Origin of the sequence: Streptomyces sp. NBC_01210, assembly GCF_036010325.1 — a bacterium.
GTDB lineage: Bacteria > Actinomycetota > Actinomycetes > Streptomycetales > Streptomycetaceae > Streptomyces.
The window spans coordinates 3854919-3874061 of the sequence record NZ_CP108549.1; the positions used below are offsets into that span (position 1 = coordinate 3854919).

The window sequence follows — 19143 nt, forward strand, 5'->3', positions numbered from 1 at the left end:
AACCGGGCCGCCGGCCCGCACCCGCACCCGCCCCACCGCCTCAGACCTGCTCGGCGTACCCGTCCCGGTCGGGCAGCACCGCGGACACCCGGAAGCCGCCCGCGTCCGTCGGCCCGGACACGAACACCCCACCCAGCGCCATCACCCGCTCCCGCATCCCCACCAGGCCGTTGCCACCGCTCGGCAGCCGCGCGGCCGCGTCACCGCCACTCGCGTCCGGAGCGCCGTTCTCCACCTGCATCGCGACCTCAGCGCCACGGTGCGCGAGCCGCACCATCACCTTCGCGCCGACCGCGTGCTTGTGGACGTTCGTCAAGGCCTCCTGAACCACCCGGTACGCGGTCTGCTCCACCTCCGGCGCGTACTCCCGCGCCTCGCCCTGCACCGCGAGCTCCACGACCATCCCCGCCTGCCGGGACTGCCCGACCAGACCCTCGAGATCCGCGAGACACGGACCGTCCTCGGCCGCGGCCGCGGCAGCCGCCGCCGCGGCAGCACCGACAGCTGCCAGCGGCACCGGAGTCACCACCCGCTGTTCGCTCTCCCCGGCCCGCAGCACGCCGAGCATCTCGCGCAGTTCGGTGAGCGCCTGCCGTCCCATGTCCCCGACCAGCGCCGCATTCTTCACCGCCTTCTGCGGATCCTTCAGCGCGACCGCCTGCAAGGCGGCCGCATGCACCACCATCAGGCTCACCCGGTGCGCCACAACGTCGTGCATCTCCCGCGCGATACGGGTCCGCTCCTCGGTACGCGCCCACTGCGCCCGCTGCTCCGCCCGGTCGGCCAGGAGCGACAGCTCCTGCTCCAGACTGACCGCGCGCTCCCGAAGGCTCTCCATCAGCCGCCGCCTGGCCCCTATGTAGAGGCCGAACAGCACGGGCGGCGCGGTCAGCCCGAGCGCCATGAAGCCGGCCATCGTCGGTACGTACCAGGCTCCGGGCTCCGGATCGAAGTCCGCGGACGACACTTCCTGTCGTACGCGTACGAACGTCACGATCATCGTCGCGGCCAGCGACATCCCGGCGAGTGTCGCGGTGATCCGGCGCGGCACCTCGGAGGCGGCGAGCGAGTAGAGCCCGACCACGCCCATCAGATAGCCCATCTCGGCGGGCGTGGTCGCGATCGACACCAGCACCACGGCGATCGGCCAGCGCCGCCGCAGCACCAGCACGGACCCGACGATCAATCCGAACAGCACTCCGACGGGTACGGGAATCGATGCCTTGTCGGCGAACCCCACACCCTCCAGAGCGCACTCAAAGGCGGAGACAAGCCCCAGCCCCACATCCAAGGCGACACTGCGCCGCCGTCCCCACCACAGCCAGCTGCGGGCGGTCGTGCCCGTGCCGTCCTGGTGTGCCCCCGTTACGGTCATGTCTTCCAGCGTACGGGCGGGCGCGAGTCATTTTCCTGGGAGTGCGACAGCAGGGAAGGAGTTCGAACACGCACGAAACAAGCGCTGATCGCACGATCTGGTGAATTGAGCCGCTTTCGTCCTGGACGGTCACCACGAGCGCCGATCTTTACCGTCGCAGAGAAGGCGCTTGGTACGGCATAGTGTTGGGTGCCGATTCGGCGGCCTGACGTAATGTTCGGTTTAGCCGTGTTCTATCCCCCGTGGTGTAATTGGCAGCACTGAGGCTTTTGGTGCCTTATGTCCGGGTTCGAGTCCTGGCGGGGGAGCATCTCACTTCGGGTCCTGACCTCCACGGTCAGGACCCGCGCTTATTTCGCCCCCGAAACCCCCCGGTATCCTTCGGATGTCCACCACCCGAAGCCGAAGGGCATTCCCGTGAGCGCCAACCGCCCGGCAGCCGTCGTCGTCCTCGCAGCGGGTGAGGGCACCCGCATGAAGTCGAAGACCCCCAAGGTCCTGCACGAAATCTGCGGGCGCTCGCTCGTCGGACATGTCGTCTCCGCGGCCCGCGAGCTCGATCCCGAGCATCTCGTCGTCGTTGTCGGCCATGCGAGTGAGCAGGTCAAGGGCCATCTGACCGAGCAGTACGCCGGTACCCGCACCGCCTACCAGGCCGAGCAGAACGGCACCGGGCACGCCGTCCGGATGGCGCTCGAGGAGCTCGGCCGGACCCCCGAGGGCACCGTCGTCGTCGTGTGCGGCGACACTCCCCTGCTCTCCGGCGAGACCCTGACCGCGCTCGCCGCCACGCATGCCGCCGACGGCAATGCCGTCACCGTGCTCACCGCCGAGGTCCCGGACTCGACCGGCTACGGCCGCATCGTGCGCGACAGCGCCACCGGCGCCGTCACCGCGATCGTCGAGCACAAGGACGCCACGGACGACCAGCGCGCGATCCGGGAGATCAACTCCGGTGTCTTCGCCTTCGACGGGCAGCTGCTCGCGGACGCGCTGGGCAAGGTGCGTACGGACAACAGCCAGGGCGAGGAGTACCTCACCGATGTGCTGGGGATCCTGCGCGAGGCCGGTCACCGGGTCGGCGCCTCCGTCGCCGGCGACCACCGGGAGATCCTCGGCATCAACAACCGCGTGCAGCTGGCCGAGGCGCGCAAGCTGCTCAATGAGCGCCTCCTCGAGCGGGCGATGATGGCCGGTGTCACGGTCGTCGACCCGGCGTCGGTGCTCGTGGATGTGACGGTGACGTTCGAGCCGGACGCGATCGTGCACCCCGGTACGCAGCTGCTGGGTGCCTCGCATCTCGCCGAGGGCGCCGAGGTCGGCCCCAACTCGCGGCTGAAGGACACGGTCGTCGGCGCGGGTGCCCGGGTGGACAACACGGTGGCGGACTCCGCGGTGGTGGGCGAGGGGGCATCGGTCGGCCCGTACGCGTATCTCAGGCCCGGCACGAAACTCGGTGTGAAGGCCAAGGCCGGCACGTATGTGGAGATGAAGAACGCGACGATCGGCGAGGGCACGAAGGTGCCGCACCTCTCCTATGTGGGTGACGCGACGATCGGCGAGTACACGAACATCGGCGCGGCGAGCGTGTTCGTGAACTACGACGGCGAGGCGAAGCACCACACCACGATCGGCTCGCACTGCAAGACCGGCTCGGACAACATGTTTGTGGCTCCTGTCACGATCGGGGACGGGGCGTACACGGCGGCGGGTTCGGTCATCACCAAGGATGTGCCTGCTGGTTCGCTCGCCGTGGCCCGCGGCCAGCAGCGGAATATCGAGGGTTGGGTGGCTCGCAAGCGTCCTGGCAGTGCCTCCGCGCAGGCGGCTCAAGTGGCAACGGAACAGGTCACCGAGGGGAACTGACCGGAAACGGGTGCGTCCAACTCGGCGTACCGTGATACGTGCACACAAATTCGGCTGGCTCGCGATCAGTATGTCCGTGGCCAGAGAACACGTCTGAGGAGACAGTGCTGTGACCGGGATCAAGACGACCGGCGAGAAGAAGCTGATGCTCTTCTCCGGCCGCGCCCACCCCGAGCTGGCCGAGGAGGTCGCACATCAGCTGGGTGTCGGCCTGGTGCCGACGAAGGCTTTCGACTTCGCGAACGGTGAGATCTACGTCCGCTTCCAGGAGTCGGCCCGTGGTGCCGACTGCTTCCTGATGCAGAGCCACACGGCTCCCATCAACAAGTGGATCATGGAACAGCTGATCATGATCGATGCGCTGAAGCGGGCCTCGGCCCGGAGCATCACCGTGATCATCCCGTCGTACGGCTACGCCCGGCAGGACAAGAAGCACCGCGGTCGTGAGCCGATCTCGGCCCGGCTGGTCGCCGACCTGCTGCAGACCGCGGGTGCTCACCGCATCCTCACCGTCGATCTGCACACCGATCAGATCCAGGGCTTCTTCGACGGCCCGGTGGACCATCTCTCCGCGCTGCCGGTGCTCGCCGACTACGTGGGCGCGAAGGTGGACCGCAACAAGCTGACCGTCGTCTCCCCCGACGCCGGCCGGGTGCGCGTCGCCGACCGCTGGTGCGACCGCCTGGACGCTCCGCTGGCGATCGTCCACAAGCGCCGCGACAAGGACGTCGCCAATCAGGTGACGGTGCACGAGGTCGTGGGTGAGGTCGAGGGCCGCGTCTGCATCCTCGTCGACGACATGATCGACACCGGTGGCACGATCTGCGCCGCGGCGGACGCGCTGTTCGCGCACGGCGCGGAGGACGTCATCGTGACGGCGACGCACGGCATCCTGTCCGGGCCGGCGGCGGACCGTCTGAAGAACTCCAAGGTGAGCGAGTTCGTCTTCACGAACACGCTGCCCGACCCGGGCGACCTGGAGCTCGACAAGATCACGGTGCTGTCGATCGCGCCGACGATCGCGCGCGCGGTACGTGAGGTGTTCGAGGACGGTTCGGTGACGAGCCTCTTCGAGGAGCAGGGCTGAGTTCGTTACGAGAACGGGCCGCTTCCGCTTGGGGGCGGCCCGTTTTCATGCCCGCAGCCTCATGCCGGCTCACGTCGGCACGTCGCCCGCAGCGCATCGGCTCTTGATCGATTGGGTGACTCGGGGGGCTCCGAGTAGACTGTGCAGGTTGCTCGGCGAGGGAGGCCGTACTCATATGTACGGCGGTCCGTTATCGACGCGCTCTTCGTAGCAGGCCTGTCGTGGCCGGGTGACCGCCACCAGATCTATCTGCAATACGAGGAGTGCACATGTCCGAGGTGAAGCTCGCCGCCGACATCCGTTCGGAGTTCGGCAAGGGTGCTGCCCGTCGCGTCCGCCGCGAGCACAAGGTTCCCGGTGTTCTCTACGGTCACGGTTCCGACCCGATCCACATCACGCTGCCGGGCCACGAGCTGCTGCTCGCCCTGCGTACCCCGAACGTTCTGATCTCCCTGGACATCGAGGGCAAGAACGAGCTGGCCATCCCGAAGTCGGTCCAGCGCGACCCGCTGAGGGGCTCCATCGAGCACGTCGACCTGCTCCTCGTGAAGCGCGGCGAGAAGGTCAACGTCGACATCCCCGTCCACACCGAGGGCGAGCTGGCCCCGGGTGCGTACCTGGTCGAGCACGTGCTGAACGCCCTGCCGGTCGAGGCCGAGGCCACGCACATCCCGGAGTCCGTCACGGTCTCCATCGCGGGCCTGGAGGCCGGCGACTCCATCCTCGCCAAGGACGTGCCGCTTCCGTCCGGCACGACCCTGGCCGTCGAGGACGACACCGTCGTCCTGCAGGTCCTGGCCGCGCAGGCCGAGGAGCCGGCCGCCGAGGGCGAGGGCGAGGGCGAAGAGGCCGCCGAGGCCTGAGCCGTACGCTCTGCTCGGCCTGGCCCGGCTCTGCCCGGCTTGGCTTGACGGGGTGGCGGGCTGCGGCCCGCCACCCCGTTTCCTGTATCTGTACCTCTACCTGCTGTACCTGTACCTGTACCTGCTGTACGTATGCCGTATGCGAGGAGACGCAGCGCAGATGTCCGACGCGAACGCCCCCTGGCTCGTCGTGGGCCTCGGCAACCCCGGGCCCGACTACGCCGCGAACCGGCACAACGTCGGGTTCATGGTCGCCGACCTCCTCGCCGAGCGCATCGGCGGCAAGTTCAAGCGTGCGCAGAAGGCTCAGGCGCAGCTCGTCGAGGGCCGGATCGGCTCGCCGGGTCCGAGTGGCCGTCGGGTTGTGCTGGCCAAGCCCATGTCGTACATGAATCTCTCCGGCGGTCCGGTCACGTCGCTGCGTGACTTCTACAAGGTGCCGACCGCGAATATCGTCGCGATCCACGATGAGCTGGACATCGACTACGGCGCGCTGCGGCTCAAGCTCGGCGGCGGCGACAACGGGCACAACGGTCTGAAGTCGATGACCAAGTCGATGGGCGCGGACTACCACCGGGTGCGGTTCGGGATCGGCCGTCCGCCGGGCCGGATGCAGGTCGCGGATTTCGTTCTGAAGGACTTCTCGTCCACGGAGCGCAAGGAGCTGGCGTATCTCGTGGACCGCGCGGCGGATGCGGTGGAGTGTCTGGTGACCGAGGGCCTGGAGCGGGCTCAAAGTACGTACAACTCCTGATAAAGCCGGGCCGCGAGTTGACCGGGCGCGCGTGCATGGCCAAGGATCGCGGCCCATGAGCCCGAAGCGGACCCGCATGCTCCTTTACGGCCAACGGGCGGCGATGGCGTGTGTTGCCGCGCTGCTGCTCGTCGCCGGCGTCTGGTCGTCCTGGGGCACGGCTCAGCACGTCCTGCTGGCCAAGGGCCGTGAACACGGCACCCTGAAGATCGCCAGTTGCGGCAAGGACACCTGCACGGGCCCGTACGAGCCCGAGGACCCGGCCGCTCCCCGCTCCGGCGTGACCATCGACAAGTCGGTTGCCGTGCGGAAGGGCGCGAAGCTCGCGGTCGTGGTGAAGCCCGGTACGGACGAGGTGGTGCGGACGGGCACGGCGGGTGCTCTGTTCGCCTGGCTCCCGCTCGGCGGCGCGCTGGTTCTGGCCGGTCTGGTGATCGGCGGCGGACTGCGGCTGACGCGCGTGGCCTGGGTAACGGCGGCGGCGGGCGGGGCGCTGCTGGTGGGGGCGTTCTTCGCGCTCTGAACGATCCGGCTCCCTTACCGGAACGTCACATTCACCTGATCGTTATCCAGGACTATTGGGACAAGTGTCAGCGCTTGGGGCGGATGCGTCACGAGGTGTCTTGACCGGACCGCGCGTTCACAGGACGCTGAGCCGCCCCCCACGGCATCCGTCCTCTCTCACGTTGGATTGCCCATGCGCACCCTCATGTCCTCCGGCGCACTGGTGGCGGCAGCGGCGCTCTCGCTGCTGGCCGCGCCTTCCGCGCTCGCCACCCCTCCCGGCGACAACGGCACCGTGAAAATCCACGATGCCAAGACCGGTGAAGAACTCCGCAAGAACGAACCGCACGTCTGCTCCTTCTATCTCGACGCCTTCGGTTTTGACGCCCGTCAGCAGGTCGACTGGCACATCGAGGCCTGGGCCCCGACCGCCGACGTCAAGGGCGAGACGGTTCAGTCCGGTTCGCTGACGCTCGACGGCGACGGCCACGGCAGGACCACGGATCTGGGTCTGCCCGACGGCCACTACAAGCTGTTCTGGAACTTCGACGGCGAGCACGGCCGGGCCAAGCACAAGGTCTTCTGGACCGACTGCGGAAGCGAGGACTCGAAGCCGGACGACAAGCCGAGCGCCACGGTGAGCGACAAGCCGGGCGAGCAGCCGAGTGAGCAGCCGTCCACGCCGGCCGGGACAGCGACCGCCCCGACCGCCGCGGGCGACTCGAAGCCGAGCGCGGCGCCGAGCGCCGACGGCACCTCTGGCGACCTCGCCGAGACCGGCAACGGCGCGCCCATCGGCATGCTCGCGACGCTCGCGGTCGCGCTGGTCGCGGGCGGCGGCTATCTGCTGGCCCGTCGCCGCACGGCCCAGCGGCACTAAGAAGCGCTGCGAGGCGCTGCGAGGCGCTGAGAAGGGTGCCCCCCGCCAGGGGACTCCGGCGGGGGGCACCGCGTATCGCATACCCGTGCTTGTCCCGCCGCGCGGCAACGGGTGCGGGGCGCAGCCCCGGGATGCACCGGGACGACGGATGCCCCGCACCTCACGGCGCAGGGCATCCGCCATACATCCGGCCGCGGGCGTCAGCCCGTGTTGCGCAGGCCCGCCGCCACACCGTTGACCGTGAGCAGCAGCGCCCTCGACAGCAGCGGGTCCGCCTCCTCGCCGCGCTTTGCCGCCGCGCGCTGGCGGGCGAGCAGTGAGACCTGGAGGTAGGAGATCGGGTCCAGGTACGCGTCCCGGATGCCGAACGTCTGTTGCAGCGCGGGGTGTGAGTCGAGCAGCTGCTCACCGCCCGTGATCCGCAGCACCTCGCGTACCGTCAGTGCGTGCTCGGCCTCGATGGTGGCGAAGACGTGCTTGAGGTTCTCGGGCACGAGCGTGTCGACGTAGTGGCGGGCGATCCGCAGATCGGTCTTCGCCAGCGTCATTTCTACGTTGGCGATGAAGTTGCGGAAGAAGTGCCACTGCTCGTGCATCTCGTCCAGGACCGTGTCCAGGCCGGCCTCACGCAGCGCCTTCAGTCCTGACCCGACGCCGAACCAGCCGGGCACGATCTGCCGTGACTGCGTCCAGCCGAAGACCCACGGGATGGCGCGGAGGCCGTCGAGACCGGCGCCGGAGTCCGGCCGCCGGGAGGGGCGCGAGCCGAGGTGGAGGTCGGCGAGCTGGTCCACCGGGGTGGCTGCGAAGAAGTACGCGGGCAGGTCCGGGTCCTCGACCAGACGCCGGTAGGTGGCGTGCGCGGCGTCCGACACGGTGTCCATGGCCGCGTCCCAGCGGGCCAGCGCCTCGTCGGACTGGCGCGGCGCCGTGTGCAGCGCGGAGGCCTGCAGTGTGGCCGCGACTGTGAGTTCCAGGTTCTCCCTGGCGAGCGACGGGATGAGGTACTTGTCGGAGATGACCTCGCCCTGCTCGGTCACCTTGATCTCGCCCTCGAGGGTGCCCCACGGCTGCGCGAGGATCGCGTCGTGGGAGGGGCCGCCGCCGCGGCCGACGGTGCCGCCGCGACCGTGGAAGAGCCGCAGCCGTACGCCGTACCGGTGTGCCACGTCGCGCAGTCGCCGCTGCGCCCGGTGGATCTCCCACTGCGAGGTGGTGATGCCGCCGAACTTGGACGAGTCGGAGTATCCGAGCATGACCTCCTGGACGTCACCGCGGAGCGAGACGAGCCTGCGGTACGAGGGGTCGGCGAGCATCGCGTCGAGGATGACGTCCGCGGCCTTCAGCTCGTCGGTCGTCTCCAGCAGGGGCACGATGCCGATCTTTGCCCAGCCCGCGTGCAGATCGATCAGACCGGCCTCGCGTGCGAGCACCGCCGCCGCGAAGACGTCGTCCGCGCCCTGGCACATCGAGATGATGTACGACTCGATGACTTCGGGCCCGAAGCGTTCGAAGGCCTCCTTGACGGTGTGGAAGACGCCAAGGGTCTTCTGTCCTGCGGCGTCCAGCGGCGCGGGAGTCGGGGCGAGCGGCCGTCGTGAGCGCAGTTCCTTGGCGAGCAGCTTCTGCCGGTAGTCGCGCGGCATGTCGGCGTATCGCCAGGACTCCTCGCCGAGCCGGTCGAAGAGCTGCCCGAGCGCGTGGTGGTGCGCGTCGGCGTGCTCGCGCACGTCCATCGTGGCGAGCTGCAGTCCGAAGGCGGCGAGTGTGCGGATCGTACGGTCCAGGCCGCCGTCGGCGAAGAGTCCGCCGCGGTGTGCGCGGAGCGACGTCTGGATGAGGGTGACGTCGTGCAGCAGTTCGGCGGTGCCGAGGTAGTCGCGGCCCGCCTCATGCGGTGTGCCCTTGGCGAGGCGCTCGCGGGTGTTGACGAGCTTCTGCCGGATGCAGGTGGCCTTGAGGCGGTACGGCTCTTCGGCGTTGAGCCGCTTGTAGCGGGGGCTGATCTCGGGCAGCCGCTCGAGGTCCGTCTGCAGTGATGTCAGCAGCTCTTCCGTCGCGCCCGCGTAGCGGATGGAGTTGGAGAGCAGTCCGCGCAGATGGTCGATGACCGCGATCGCGTCGGTGATGCCGTGCTCGTGCTGGAGGATCAGCACTTCCCAGGTCACCGCGGGGGTGACATTGGGGTTGCCGTCGCGGTCGCCGCCGATCCAGGTGCCGAAGGTCAACGGCCGGGTGCCTGCGGGCAGTTCGACGCCGACTCGTTCCAGCTCGGCGGACAGGTCCTCCAGCACGTCGCCGACGGCGCCGGCGTGCAGCTCGTCGAGGTAGTAGATGGCATTGCGTGCCTCGTCGGCGGGCTCGGGCCGCACCACGCGCAGCTCGTCGGTCTGCCAGATGAGGTCGATGTTCTCGGCCAGCCGGAGATCGTGCCGGCGCCGGTCGGCGGCGATGACGGGGGTCTCGAGGAGCTCGGCGATACGGCGGAGCTTGTTCAGTACGGAACGCCGTGCCGCTTCGGTGGGGTGCGCGGTGAACACGGGCCGGACGTTCAGGTTCCTGACGGTCTCGCGCAGATGCTCGGGGTCGGCGTCCTTGAGCATGTCCGCCGTACGGGACAGCAGTCCGCCTTCGGCGGCGCGCCGCTCGCGCATCTCGTGGCCGCGGTGCACCTGCTCGGTGACGTTGGCGAGGTGGAAGTAGGTGGAGAAGGCGCGCACCAGCTTGGCCGCGGTCTCGAGGTCGGTGTCGCCGAGCAGCTCGGCTGCGGCCTCACCGTCGCTGCGCGTCAGTGCGCGGACCCGCTCGACGAGCTCGAGGAGCTCGGGGCCCTCCTGCCGGACGAGGGTTTCGCCCAGCAGATCGCCCAGTCGGCGGATGTCGGCGCGCAGCTCGGCGCTGGCGGTGGGGGTCTGGTCGGCACTGCTCACAGGTGCGGCTCCTTGCAGTGTTTGAGCACGTCTGGAGGGTTCTGGAGGCTGCGGACCGCGCTGTCCGACGACACCCAGGATAGGTGTCCATTTCCCTGACGTTATCCACAGGTCTCTTGCCGCGGGGCCGCACACCTGCATACTTACGATGGCGTAGGTTACGCATCCGTAGCCTCGATCTTCAGTCCCATCTCTCACCCCACAGGGGACCCTCATGGCCACAAGCCCGCATCTGCTGGACGACGCCCCGAAGCCGTCGGCAGCCGACGATCTCCCCTTCGCCACGCTGGGCGGGGACAAAAAGCGGTCGCTGGAGCAGATCGCCCTGCTGCTGTTCATCACGGTGCCCTTTGTCGCGCTGCTCGCCGCGGTGCCTCTGGCCTGGGGCTGGGGTGTGAGCTGGCTGGATCTCGGCCTGCTGGTGGCGATGTACTACATCGGCTGCCACGGCATCACGATCGGCTTCCACCGCTATTTCACCCATGGCTCCTTCAAGGCGAAGCGTCCTCTCCGGATCGCTCTCGCGATCATGGGGTCGCTGGCGGTCGAGGGCCCGCTGGTCCGCTGGGTGGCGGACCACCGCAAGCACCACAAGTTCTCCGACGCGGACGGCGACCCGCACTCGCCGTGGCGCTTCGGCGAGACCGTGCCGGCTCTGATGAAGGGCCTGTGGTGGGCACATATCGGCTGGATGTTCGACGAGGAGCGCACGTCTCAGCACAAGTACGCACCGGATCTGATCAAGGATCCCGCGCTCCGTCGCATCTCCCGCCACTTCATCTACTGGACGATTCTGTCCCTCGCGATCCCGCCCCTGGTCGGCGGCCTGGTCACGATGTCCTGGTGGGGCGCGTTCACGGCCTTCTTCTGGGGTTCGCTGGTCCGTGTCTGCCTGCTCCACCACGTCACCTGGTCGATCAACTCCATCTGCCACGCGGTCGGCAAGCGCCCCTTCAAGTCCCGTGACCGCTCGGGCAATGTGTGGTGGCTGGCGGTGCTGTCCTGCGGCGAGTCCTGGCACAACCTCCACCACGCCGAGCCGACGAGCGCGCGGCACGGCGTGCTGCGCGGCCAGATCGACTCCAGCGCCCGGCTGATCCGCTGGTTCGAGCAGCTGGGCTGGGCGTACGACGTGCGCTGGCCGGATGCGTCACGTATTGACGCCCGGCGCAGGATTGACGCCGCCGAGACGGCATGATTGACAACGTGGCGATCGACGGCGGTACCAGCAGCACGGAAAAGAACCGGCCCTCCGGGAGCCGGCGAGCGCGCCGCGTCCGTATGACGGGGGCGGAACGCCGGGAGCAGCTGTTGGACATCGGCCGCACCCTCTTCGCCGAGAAGGGCTTCGAGGGCACCTCGGTCGAGGAGATCGCCGCGAAGGCCGGTGTCTCCAAGCCCGTGGTGTACGAGCACTTCGGTGGCAAGGAGGGTCTGTACGCCGTTGTGGTGGACCGCGAGATGCGCCAGCTGCTGGACATGGTGACGAGCGCGCTGACCGCGGGGCATCCGCGCGAGCTGCTGGAGCAGGCCGCCTTTGCGCTGCTGGACTACATCGAGACGTACACGGACGGTTTCCGCATCCTGGTGCGCGATTCTCCGGTCGCCCAGTCGACCGGTACGTTCGCGTCGCTGATCAGCGATATCGCGACCCAGGTCGAGGACATTCTGGGTCTGGAGTTCAAGGCCCGCGGTTTTGATCCGAAGCTGGCGCCTCTCTACGCGCAGGCGCTCGTCGGCATGGTCGCGCTGACGGGCCAGTGGTGGGTGGACGCCCGCCGTCCGAAGAAGGCGGAGGTCGCGGCGCATCTGGTGAATCTGGCCTGGCACGGTCTGGGCAGCCTGGAGGCGAAGCCGCGGTTGATAGGGCACCGCAAGAACTGAGCGGCGCCGCCTCCGGCCCCGGGGCGAGCACGGGCGCGCGGCGTCAGCCGCGCCGTCCGGGGGCGCGCCGTCCGGGAGTGCGCCACCCGACGGGGCGCCGTCCGGGGGCCGTCTCCCGGCACAGGGCGACCGCCGAGACGACCGCGACGCACAGCACCAGGGCCCAGACCCATTGGCGGGCGCGGCGGCTGCCGGAGCGACACCCATCACTCCGGCGATCGCTCCAGTGGCCATGAGGACGGCCGCAGGGCGCGCCGGTGACTTGAGGTTCTTGGGTATGCGAATTCTGGGACGTACCGCTACCACAAGGAGAGGGGCCTTCCTTGAAGCCCTACTCCAGGGAAAACCCCTCGCCGACCGTGGTGCGCGTCGGTCCGCGCATGCCCGCTGCTACGCCGGCTCCAGGAATTCCAGCCGATTGCCGACCGGGTCCTCCGAGTAGAAGCGGCGGTGTCCCGGGAGGCCATCGTCCCAGACCACCTTCGCACCGCGCTCCTCCAGCCGCGCCGCGTACGCCTCGATGCCCGTGACCCGCAGTCCGGGGTGGGCCTTCCTGGCGGCCCGGAAGTCCGCCTCGATGCCGAGATGGAGCTGGACGGGACCCTGCTGGAACCAGCAGCCGCCGCGGGCCGCAAGCACTGGAGGCTTGGGGATTTCCGTCATACCCAGGACATCGGAGTAGTACGCGCGCAGAGCGTCCTCCGAGCCGGGCGGCGCGGCCAGTTGGACATGGTCGACGGCGGTGAGCATCAGAAACCCTTTCGCCCGACGGCGAAGATCCGGCGGAACGGGAACACCGTGCCGTGCGGGCCCGGCGGATACGCCTTGCGGAGCAGATCGCGGTACTGGCCCAGGAACTCGGCCTCGGCCGTGGCGTCGTCGCCGAGCGCGGTGAGGACCGGACGCAGCGCCGTGCCTTTGACCCAGTCCAGCACCGGATCCTCCCCGGCGAGGAGCTGGAGATACGTGGTCTCCCAGACGTCCGCCTCGCAGCCGAGATCCACCAGGCGGGCGAGGTAGTCGGCAGGGTCCAGGATGTGGACGAAGCGCCGCCCGCGGTCGCCGAGCCGGCCGCGCCACTGCGGGGCTTCGCAGAGCTCGCCGAGGAGCGCGTGGCTGGGGGAGGTGAAGTTGCCGGGGACTTGTAAGGCGAAGGTGCCGCCAGGAGCGAGTCCCTCGATCCAGACCGGGAAGGACTCGGGATGGTTCGGCACCCACTGCAGTGCCGCGTTGGAGACGATCAGGTCGTACGGTTCGCCGGGCGTCCAGTGCGCGGCATCGGCGGGCCGGAAGTCCAGCCAGCCGCCGCCGGGTGTGGCGCCTGCGTGCTCCTTCTCCGCGATCGCGAGCATCTCCGGAGAGAGGTCGAAGCCCGTGATGTGGGCGGTGGGCCAGCGGTCGGCGAGGAGTGCGGTGACATTGCCGGGGCCGCAGCCGATGTCCGCTATACGGGCGGGACGGTCGCCATTGGGCAGCCGGGGTATTCGGGCGAGAAGGTCCACGAATGGGCGTGTGCGGTGCCCGGCGTAGCGCAGGTACTGCTCTGGATCCCAGGTTGGTGCGGAATGCATGTTCGAGCCCCCTTGCAGGAACGGTGCGCCGAAGCGGAATGAGGTGCCGGCCCGACCATGCCCAAGCCTGCGCCCGAATATATCTTGACGTCAAGAGACTTCACGTCGACAGACCCTCTACACTGATCGACATGGAGGACGAGGTCGATCGACTGGTCGCAGCATGGCGCCGTGAGCGCCCCGACCTCGACGTGGAACCGCTCGAGGTACTCAGCCGCGTCTCCAGGCTCGCCCGCCACCTCGACCGGGCCCGGCGGCTCGCCTTCTCCGAGCACAATCTGGAGCCGTGGGAGTTCGACGTCCTCACCTCGCTGCGGCGCGCGGGGGCTCCGTATCAGCTCTCACCGGGACAGCTGCTGACCCAGACCCTGGTCACCTCCGGCACCATGACCAACCGCATCGACCGGCTCGCCAAGAAGGACCTGGTCGAGCGGCTGCCCGACCCCAGCGACCGGCGCGGTGTGCTGGTGCGCCTCACGCCCGAGGGGCGGGACCGCGCCGACCAGGCGCTGGCCGGGCTGCTCGCGCAGGAGCGCGCAATCCTCTCCGAGCTTTCCCGGGCGCAGCGGGCCGAACTGGCCGCGCTGCTACGCCAGTTGACCGCCCCGTTCGACAACGTTCCCGGCTAGGTCGACCGGACCGACCCCGGCGCGGCGCGCGAGAGCGACCGCGGCGAGCGTGGAGTGCACGCCCAGCTTCCCCAGAACGTTCTGCATATGCGTACGAACGGTGTGCGGAGACAGGAAGAGGCGCTCGGCCACTGCTTTGCGCCCCAGGCCCGCGACCATGCAGCGCAGCACCTCACGCTCGCGCGGCGTGAGCGACTCGACGAGTTGCTCACTCTCGGTGCGGTGCTTGCGGGCCGCGGTCAGCTCTCGCAGTACGCCGGTGAGCAGAGCGGGGGGCAAGTGGGTCTCGTCCCTCAGCACTCCCCGTATCACCGCGAGCAGCCGCTGCAGCGAGCAGTCCTTGGCGACCCAGCCGGAGGCGCCGGCCTGGAGAGCGAGCGCGGCGCGGCGCGGGTCGTCCTTCTCGGCGAGCACGACCGTACGCACGGCGAGATGGCCGGAACGGACGCCGGCGACCAGGGATATACCGTCGACGACACCCTCCTCGCCGTTGTCGGACACGGCACGGGCGACGGCTACGGCACGGCCGCCCGGCACCGCGAGGGCGCCGAGGTCGGCGTCGACCAGCATCACATCGAATCTGCGGCCGTCGGCGGCCGCCCGCTCCAGGCACCGCAGCGCGGCGGGGCCGCTGCCGGCCGCGGCGACATCCACATCGGGCTCGGCCGCAAGAGCGGCGGCGAGTGACTCGGCGAAGATGCGGTGGTCGTCCACCACCAGAACCCGGATACGAACCACAGACACCCCCAGTGTCGGAGGACGGACCGGCGCGGGTACGCCGCCCGGGTATTCGGGGTAGTTCAGCGGTCGCTCGGCCGCCGCCGTGCTGTGACTGATACCCCGCTCCGGGCGTCGTACCCGACTGTCTCGCCCCCTGATCAACACCGGCCCCCACCGGTGCTGAGCATCAGCGTACGGCTGGGGGGCTGGAGCGGAAGGCTATTTGCAGAACTGATTGGCCAGGGTGTTTAGGGTGGGCCGCATGTTTCGTATTGCGACAGAAGTCGACAAAGATCGGCGGATGCTGCTCAGTGAGCGGCTGGAGCAGAGCAACTCGGGGCGGTCACCGGCGATACGGGGGTTGCGGGGTGCACCGCACGACGACGAAGTGCCGCTGGAGGTCTGGGCGCTCGAACCGGGCACGGCCGAGCTGGCGGGCGGACTGACGGCACTGACCTGGGGACGCTGGCTCCATGTGGATCTGCTCTGGGTCGCGGACACCCACCGCGGCACGGGCCTCGGTACGCGGCTGCTGGACGAGGCGGAACGGAGGGCGAAGCAGGACCGGGGCTGCGTGTACGCACGCCTGGAGACCTGGGACTTCCAGGCGCCGGAGTTCTACCGCAGGCGTGGGTACGAGGTGGTGGGCAGAGTGGACGACTACCCGCCGGGGGCAACGGAGTTCATCCTCACGAAGCGGCTGGCGTAGCGGGCCGAGGGCTCACGACACCCGCGTCGCGCCCCGGGAAGGCGTCGCCGGGAAGATCCTCGGCTCCGCGTGACCGGCGGACGCGAACGCCTCCAGGACCGACTTCGTCACCGTCGGTGTCGTCGGCACATCCGTCAGGACGATCGCCGAGCCCCCGAAGCCGCCGCCCGTCATCCTCGCGCCCAGCGCGCCCGCCGCCAGCGATGTGTCGACCACCAGGTCCAGTTCCGGGCAGGAGACCCGGAAGTCGTCCCGCAGCGAGGCATGCCCCTCGGTCAGCACCGGGCCGATGGCGCGCACCTCGCCCGCCTCCAGAAGGCCGATCACCCGCTCGACCCGGTGGTTCTCGGTCACGATATGCCGCACCAGGCCGCGCACCTCCGGATCGTCCAGCCGGTCCAGCGCCTGGGCCAGGCCCTCGCACGGAACGTCCCGCAGGGCGGGAACGCCGAGCGCCGCCGCCCCCGCCTCGCAGCCCGCGCGGCGTTTGCCGTACTCGCCGTCGCTGTGGGCGTGCTTGAGGCGGGTGTCGACGACCAGGAGTTCCAGGCCCAACGCCGCCAGATCGAAGGGGATCTGGCGCTGGGAGAGGTCCCGGGTGTCCAGATGCAGCGCGTGCCCGTCCGTGCAGCACGCCGAGGCCGTCTGGTCCATGATCCCGGTGGGCGCGCCGACGTAGACGTTCTCGGCACGCCGGCACAGCCGGGCCATCCGCCACCGCTCCAGGCCCAGTTCGTACAGGTCGTTCAGAGCGAGAGCCGTGACGACCTCGAGCGCCGCGGACGAGGAGAGGCCCGCGCCCGTGGGCACAGTGGACTCATAGTGCAGGTCCGCGCCACCGGCCGGATGGCCCGCCTCGCGCAGCGCCCAGACGACGCCCGCAGGGTAGTCGGTCCAGCCGCCCGCCCCTCGCCCCGGCGCGAGGTCGCCGACGCGCAGCTCGACCGTGCCGCCCTCGACATTCGCCGAGTGCAGCCGCAGCACGCCGTCGTCGCGGCGCGCCGCGGTGACGACCGTGGTGTGGGGCAGCGCGAAGGGCATCACGAAACCGTCGTTGTAGTCGGTGTGTTCACCGATCAGGTTCACCCGGCCGGGGGCCGCCCACACACCGTCACTCATGACGCGTTCTCCCTCCCACGGGCAAAGGCCCAGGCGTCCGACACGATGCCCGCCAGGTCGGCGCGGCTCGGCTGCCAGCCCAGGAGTTTGTGCGCGGTGGCCGCGGAGGCGACGAGCACCGCCGGGTCGCCGCCGCGGCGCGGGGCCACGACCTCCGGGACCGGATGCCCGGTGACCTTGCGTACGGTTTCGATGACCTCGCGGACCGAGAAGCCGTTGCCGTTGCCGAGGTTGCAGATGAGGTGCTCGCCGGCGGTCGGCGCGTCCAGCGCGAGCAGATGCGCCTCGGCAAGGTCGGCGACATGGATGTAGTCGCGGACGCAGGTGCCGTCCGGGGTCGGGTAGTCGTCGCCGAACACCGAGATCGACTCACGCTTGCCGAGAGCGACTTGAAGCACCAGCGGGATGAGATGCGATTCGGGGTCGTGGCGCTCGCCGCAGGTGATGTTGCCCGACGGGCCGTACGCGCCCGCCACGTTGAAGTACCGCAGGGAGACGGCCGCGAGGCCGTGCGCCACGGCCTCGCCCGTGATCATGTGGTCGACGGCGAGCTTGGACGCGCCGTACGGGCTGGTGGGGGCCGTCGGGTCGGTCTCGGTGATCGGCATGGAGACCGGTTCGCCGTATGTCGCCGCGGTGGACGAGAAGACCAGCTTGCGCACGCCCGCGTACCGCATGGCGGCAAGCAGCGCCATGGTCCCGCCCACGTTGTTGGTCCAGTACTTCTCGGGGTTCACCACCGACTCGCCGACCTGCGAGAAGGCCGCGAAGTGCAGCACCGCGTCGTACGAGGAATCCAGCCACTTGGCAGCATCCTGGATCCGGCCCTCGATGAACTCGGCGCCCGCCGGAACCCCTTCCAGGAACCCGGTCGAGAGGTCGTCGAGCACGGTCACCCGGTGGCCGGCCTCCAGCAGATGCTGCGCCACCACGCTGCCGACGTATCCCCCGCCACCCGTGACCAGGTACTTCTTCTGCGGCATGCCACTCACTCGCTCGCTACCTCTCGCAGTCGCTCGGCCGCGGTTTCCGGCGGCACGTCATTGATGAACACGCTCATACCGGACTCGGAACCCGCGAGGAACTTCAGCTTGCCGGAAGTCCGGCGGATGGTGAAAAGCTCGAGATGAAGCCCGAAGTCACTCCGGTTGACATCAGCGAAGGGCGCCTGGTGCCAGGCCGCGATGTACGGCGTCGGCGGCTCCCCCGTACCGAAGATCCGGTCGAAGCGCCTCAATAGTTCCAGATAGATCTGTGGGAACTCTGTGCGCGCCGCGTCGTCCAGCGCCCGAAGGTCCGGAACACGCCGCAGCGGGTACAGATGCACTTCGTACGGCCAGTGCGCCGCGTACGGCACGAACGCGACCCAGTGCTCACCCTCCAGCACCACTCGTACGCCCTGCTCACGCTCGCGGGCGACCAGGTCGTCGAAGAGATTGCGGCCGGTCTCGGCCCGATGTCCGGCGGCCGAGCGCAGCATCAGCGCGGTGCGCGGGGTGACGAAGGGGTACGCGTAGATCTGGCCGTGCGGGTGCCCCAGCGTCACCCCGATCTCGGCACCACGGTTCTCGAAGCAGAAGACCTGCTCCACCTGCGGAAGTTCGGCGAGCTCGGCGGTGCGGTCGGTCCAGGCCTCCAGCACCAGCGCGGCCTGCTCCTCGCCGATGTCGGCGAACGAGGCGTCGTGGTCGGAGGTGAAGCAGACGACCTCGCAGCGGCCGGAGTCGCCGGCCAGGGACGGAAAGCGGTTCTCGAAGACGGCGACGTCGTAGTCGGCGGCCGGGATCTCGCTGAGGCGGCCGTCCCTGGACGGGCAGAGCGGGCATTCGTCGGCCGGCGGATGGTAGGTGCGGCCCTGACGGTGCGAGGCGATGGCGACCGAGTCGCCGAGCAGCGGGTCGTGGCGGATTTCGGAGGTGGTGGAGATCGGGTCGAGCGGCCGCCGGTCCACGGCGTCTCGTACGGCGTCGTCGCGGGAGTCGTAGTAGAGCAGCTCACGACCGTCGGCGAGCCGGGTCGACGTCTTCTTCACTCTGGAGCTCCCTCAGCCTCCCAGCAAACAGAACCGCACATAACAAATCACAAGCCAACAGTCATCGTCAATGGGCATGCAGCATGCGCTTACTTAGGACATTTCAACCAGATGAGCCAGGCGAACCAGGTGAACCAGATGAGATCCGAGTCGGCCGTGCCGATCTTCGGTACGAGGACGTCGGGGACCACGCCCGAGGTCACCGACCCCGAGGACGCGT

The 19143-nt window shown here is 69.2% G+C and carries 18 protein-coding genes and 1 tRNA gene; 11 read left to right on the plus strand and 8 right to left on the minus strand.

Features of this window, described 5'->3' with window-relative positions; all coding sequences use genetic code 11:
• Positions 1–40: 40 nt before the first annotated feature.
• Entirely contained in the window at positions 41–1375 is a 1335-nt protein-coding gene (locus tag OG735_RS17320) for a sensor histidine kinase (protein WP_327324077.1), read from the minus strand.
• Between the two features lie 236 nt (positions 1376–1611).
• Here OG735_RS17320 and OG735_RS17325 point away from each other — a divergent pair.
• The 7 genes from OG735_RS17325 to OG735_RS17355 all read left to right on the plus strand — a co-directional run bounded on the left by OG735_RS17325 (position 1612) and on the right by OG735_RS17355 (position 7329).
• Positions 1612–1683: transfer RNA gene (locus tag OG735_RS17325), tRNA-Gln, on the plus strand.
• 109 nt (positions 1684–1792) lie between these two features.
• Positions 1793–3241, plus strand: coding sequence for a bifunctional UDP-N-acetylglucosamine diphosphorylase/glucosamine-1-phosphate N-acetyltransferase GlmU (gene glmU / locus OG735_RS17330; protein WP_327324078.1), 1449 nt, complete (start codon positions 1793–1795; stop codon positions 3239–3241).
• Between the two features lie 109 nt (positions 3242–3350).
• Positions 3351–4328, plus strand: coding sequence for a ribose-phosphate diphosphokinase (locus OG735_RS17335; protein WP_327324079.1), 978 nt, complete (start codon positions 3351–3353; stop codon positions 4326–4328).
• A 269-nt stretch (positions 4329–4597) separates the two neighbouring features.
• The gene (locus OG735_RS17340; RefSeq protein WP_327324080.1) at positions 4598–5191 is read left to right on the plus strand and encodes a 50S ribosomal protein L25/general stress protein Ctc; all 594 of its coding nucleotides are present in this window, start codon (positions 4598–4600) and stop codon (positions 5189–5191) included.
• 160 nt (positions 5192–5351) lie between these two features.
• Positions 5352–5945 carry an aminoacyl-tRNA hydrolase gene (pth, locus tag OG735_RS17345; protein WP_327324081.1) on the plus strand — a complete coding sequence of 198 codons (594 nt, stop codon included), beginning with the start codon at positions 5352–5354 and terminating at the stop codon, positions 5943–5945.
• 55 nt (positions 5946–6000) lie between these two features.
• Positions 6001–6468 carry a hypothetical protein gene (locus tag OG735_RS17350; RefSeq protein ID WP_327324082.1) on the plus strand — a complete coding sequence of 156 codons (468 nt, stop codon included), beginning with the start codon at positions 6001–6003 and terminating at the stop codon, positions 6466–6468.
• Between the two features lie 174 nt (positions 6469–6642).
• Entirely contained in the window at positions 6643–7329 is a 687-nt protein-coding gene (locus tag OG735_RS17355) for an LPXTG cell wall anchor domain-containing protein (protein ID WP_327324083.1), read from the plus strand.
• A gap of 200 nt (positions 7330–7529) precedes the next feature.
• Here the strand turns inward: OG735_RS17355 and ppc are convergent, their stop codons facing one another.
• On the minus strand, positions 7530–10259 hold the full coding sequence (gene ppc, locus OG735_RS17360; RefSeq protein WP_327324084.1) for a phosphoenolpyruvate carboxylase: 2730 nt from the start codon (positions 10257–10259) through the stop codon (positions 7530–7532).
• A 214-nt stretch (positions 10260–10473) separates the two neighbouring features.
• Here ppc and OG735_RS17365 point away from each other — a divergent pair, with 214 nt between their 5' ends.
• Both OG735_RS17365 and OG735_RS17370 read left to right on the plus strand, forming a co-directional pair.
• Entirely contained in the window at positions 10474–11457 is a 984-nt protein-coding gene (locus OG735_RS17365; RefSeq protein ID WP_327324085.1) for an acyl-CoA desaturase, read from the plus strand.
• Entirely contained in the window at positions 11454–12143 is a 690-nt protein-coding gene (locus OG735_RS17370) for a TetR/AcrR family transcriptional regulator (RefSeq protein ID WP_327324086.1), read from the plus strand. Before OG735_RS17365 ends, OG735_RS17370 begins: the two co-directional genes overlap by 4 nt.
• Before the next feature lie 390 nt (positions 12144–12533).
• Here the strand turns inward: OG735_RS17370 and OG735_RS17375 are convergent, their stop codons facing one another.
• Both OG735_RS17375 and OG735_RS17380 read right to left on the minus strand, forming a co-directional pair.
• Complete coding sequence (locus OG735_RS17375; RefSeq protein ID WP_327324087.1) at positions 12534–12893, minus strand: VOC family protein; 360 nt, start codon at positions 12891–12893, stop codon at positions 12534–12536.
• Positions 12893–13714 (minus strand): trans-aconitate 2-methyltransferase, encoded by an 822-nt coding sequence (locus OG735_RS17380; protein WP_327324088.1) that lies wholly within the window; start codon positions 13712–13714, stop codon positions 12893–12895. Before OG735_RS17380 ends, OG735_RS17375 begins: the two co-directional genes overlap by 1 nt.
• A gap of 131 nt (positions 13715–13845) precedes the next feature.
• On the opposite strand from OG735_RS17380, the gene tamR reads away from it, so the two are divergent.
• On the plus strand, positions 13846–14343 hold the full coding sequence (gene tamR, locus OG735_RS17385; protein ID WP_324973496.1) for a MarR family transcriptional regulator TamR: 498 nt from the start codon (positions 13846–13848) through the stop codon (positions 14341–14343).
• Here tamR and OG735_RS17390 read toward each other — a convergent pair.
• Entirely contained in the window at positions 14302–15081 is a 780-nt protein-coding gene (locus OG735_RS17390) for a response regulator transcription factor (RefSeq protein ID WP_327328355.1), read from the minus strand. The genes tamR and OG735_RS17390 overlap by 42 nt on opposite strands.
• A 244-nt stretch (positions 15082–15325) precedes the next feature.
• Between OG735_RS17390 and OG735_RS17395 the strand changes: the two genes are divergently transcribed.
• Entirely contained in the window at positions 15326–15772 is a 447-nt protein-coding gene (locus OG735_RS17395; protein WP_327324089.1) for a GNAT family N-acetyltransferase, read from the plus strand.
• A 12-nt stretch (positions 15773–15784) separates the two neighbouring features.
• Here OG735_RS17395 and galK read toward each other — a convergent pair whose 3' ends face one another.
• From galK to galT, 3 genes are read right to left on the minus strand one after another with little or no spacing between them, the layout of a single operon-like run.
• Positions 15785–16891: a galactokinase gene (gene galK / locus OG735_RS17400; RefSeq protein ID WP_327324090.1), complete on the minus strand. Its 1107-nt coding sequence runs from the start codon at positions 16889–16891 to the stop codon at positions 15785–15787.
• Complete coding sequence (gene galE, locus OG735_RS17405; RefSeq protein ID WP_327324091.1) at positions 16888–17874, minus strand: UDP-glucose 4-epimerase GalE; 987 nt, start codon at positions 17872–17874, stop codon at positions 16888–16890. The genes galK and galE overlap by 4 nt, the downstream gene beginning before the upstream one ends.
• Positions 17875–17879: 5 nt before the next feature.
• A complete protein-coding gene (gene galT, locus OG735_RS17410) occupies positions 17880–18923 on the minus strand; it encodes a galactose-1-phosphate uridylyltransferase (protein ID WP_327324092.1) in 1044 nt (347 codons plus the stop codon).
• Between the last annotated feature and the right edge of the window lie 220 nt (positions 18924–19143).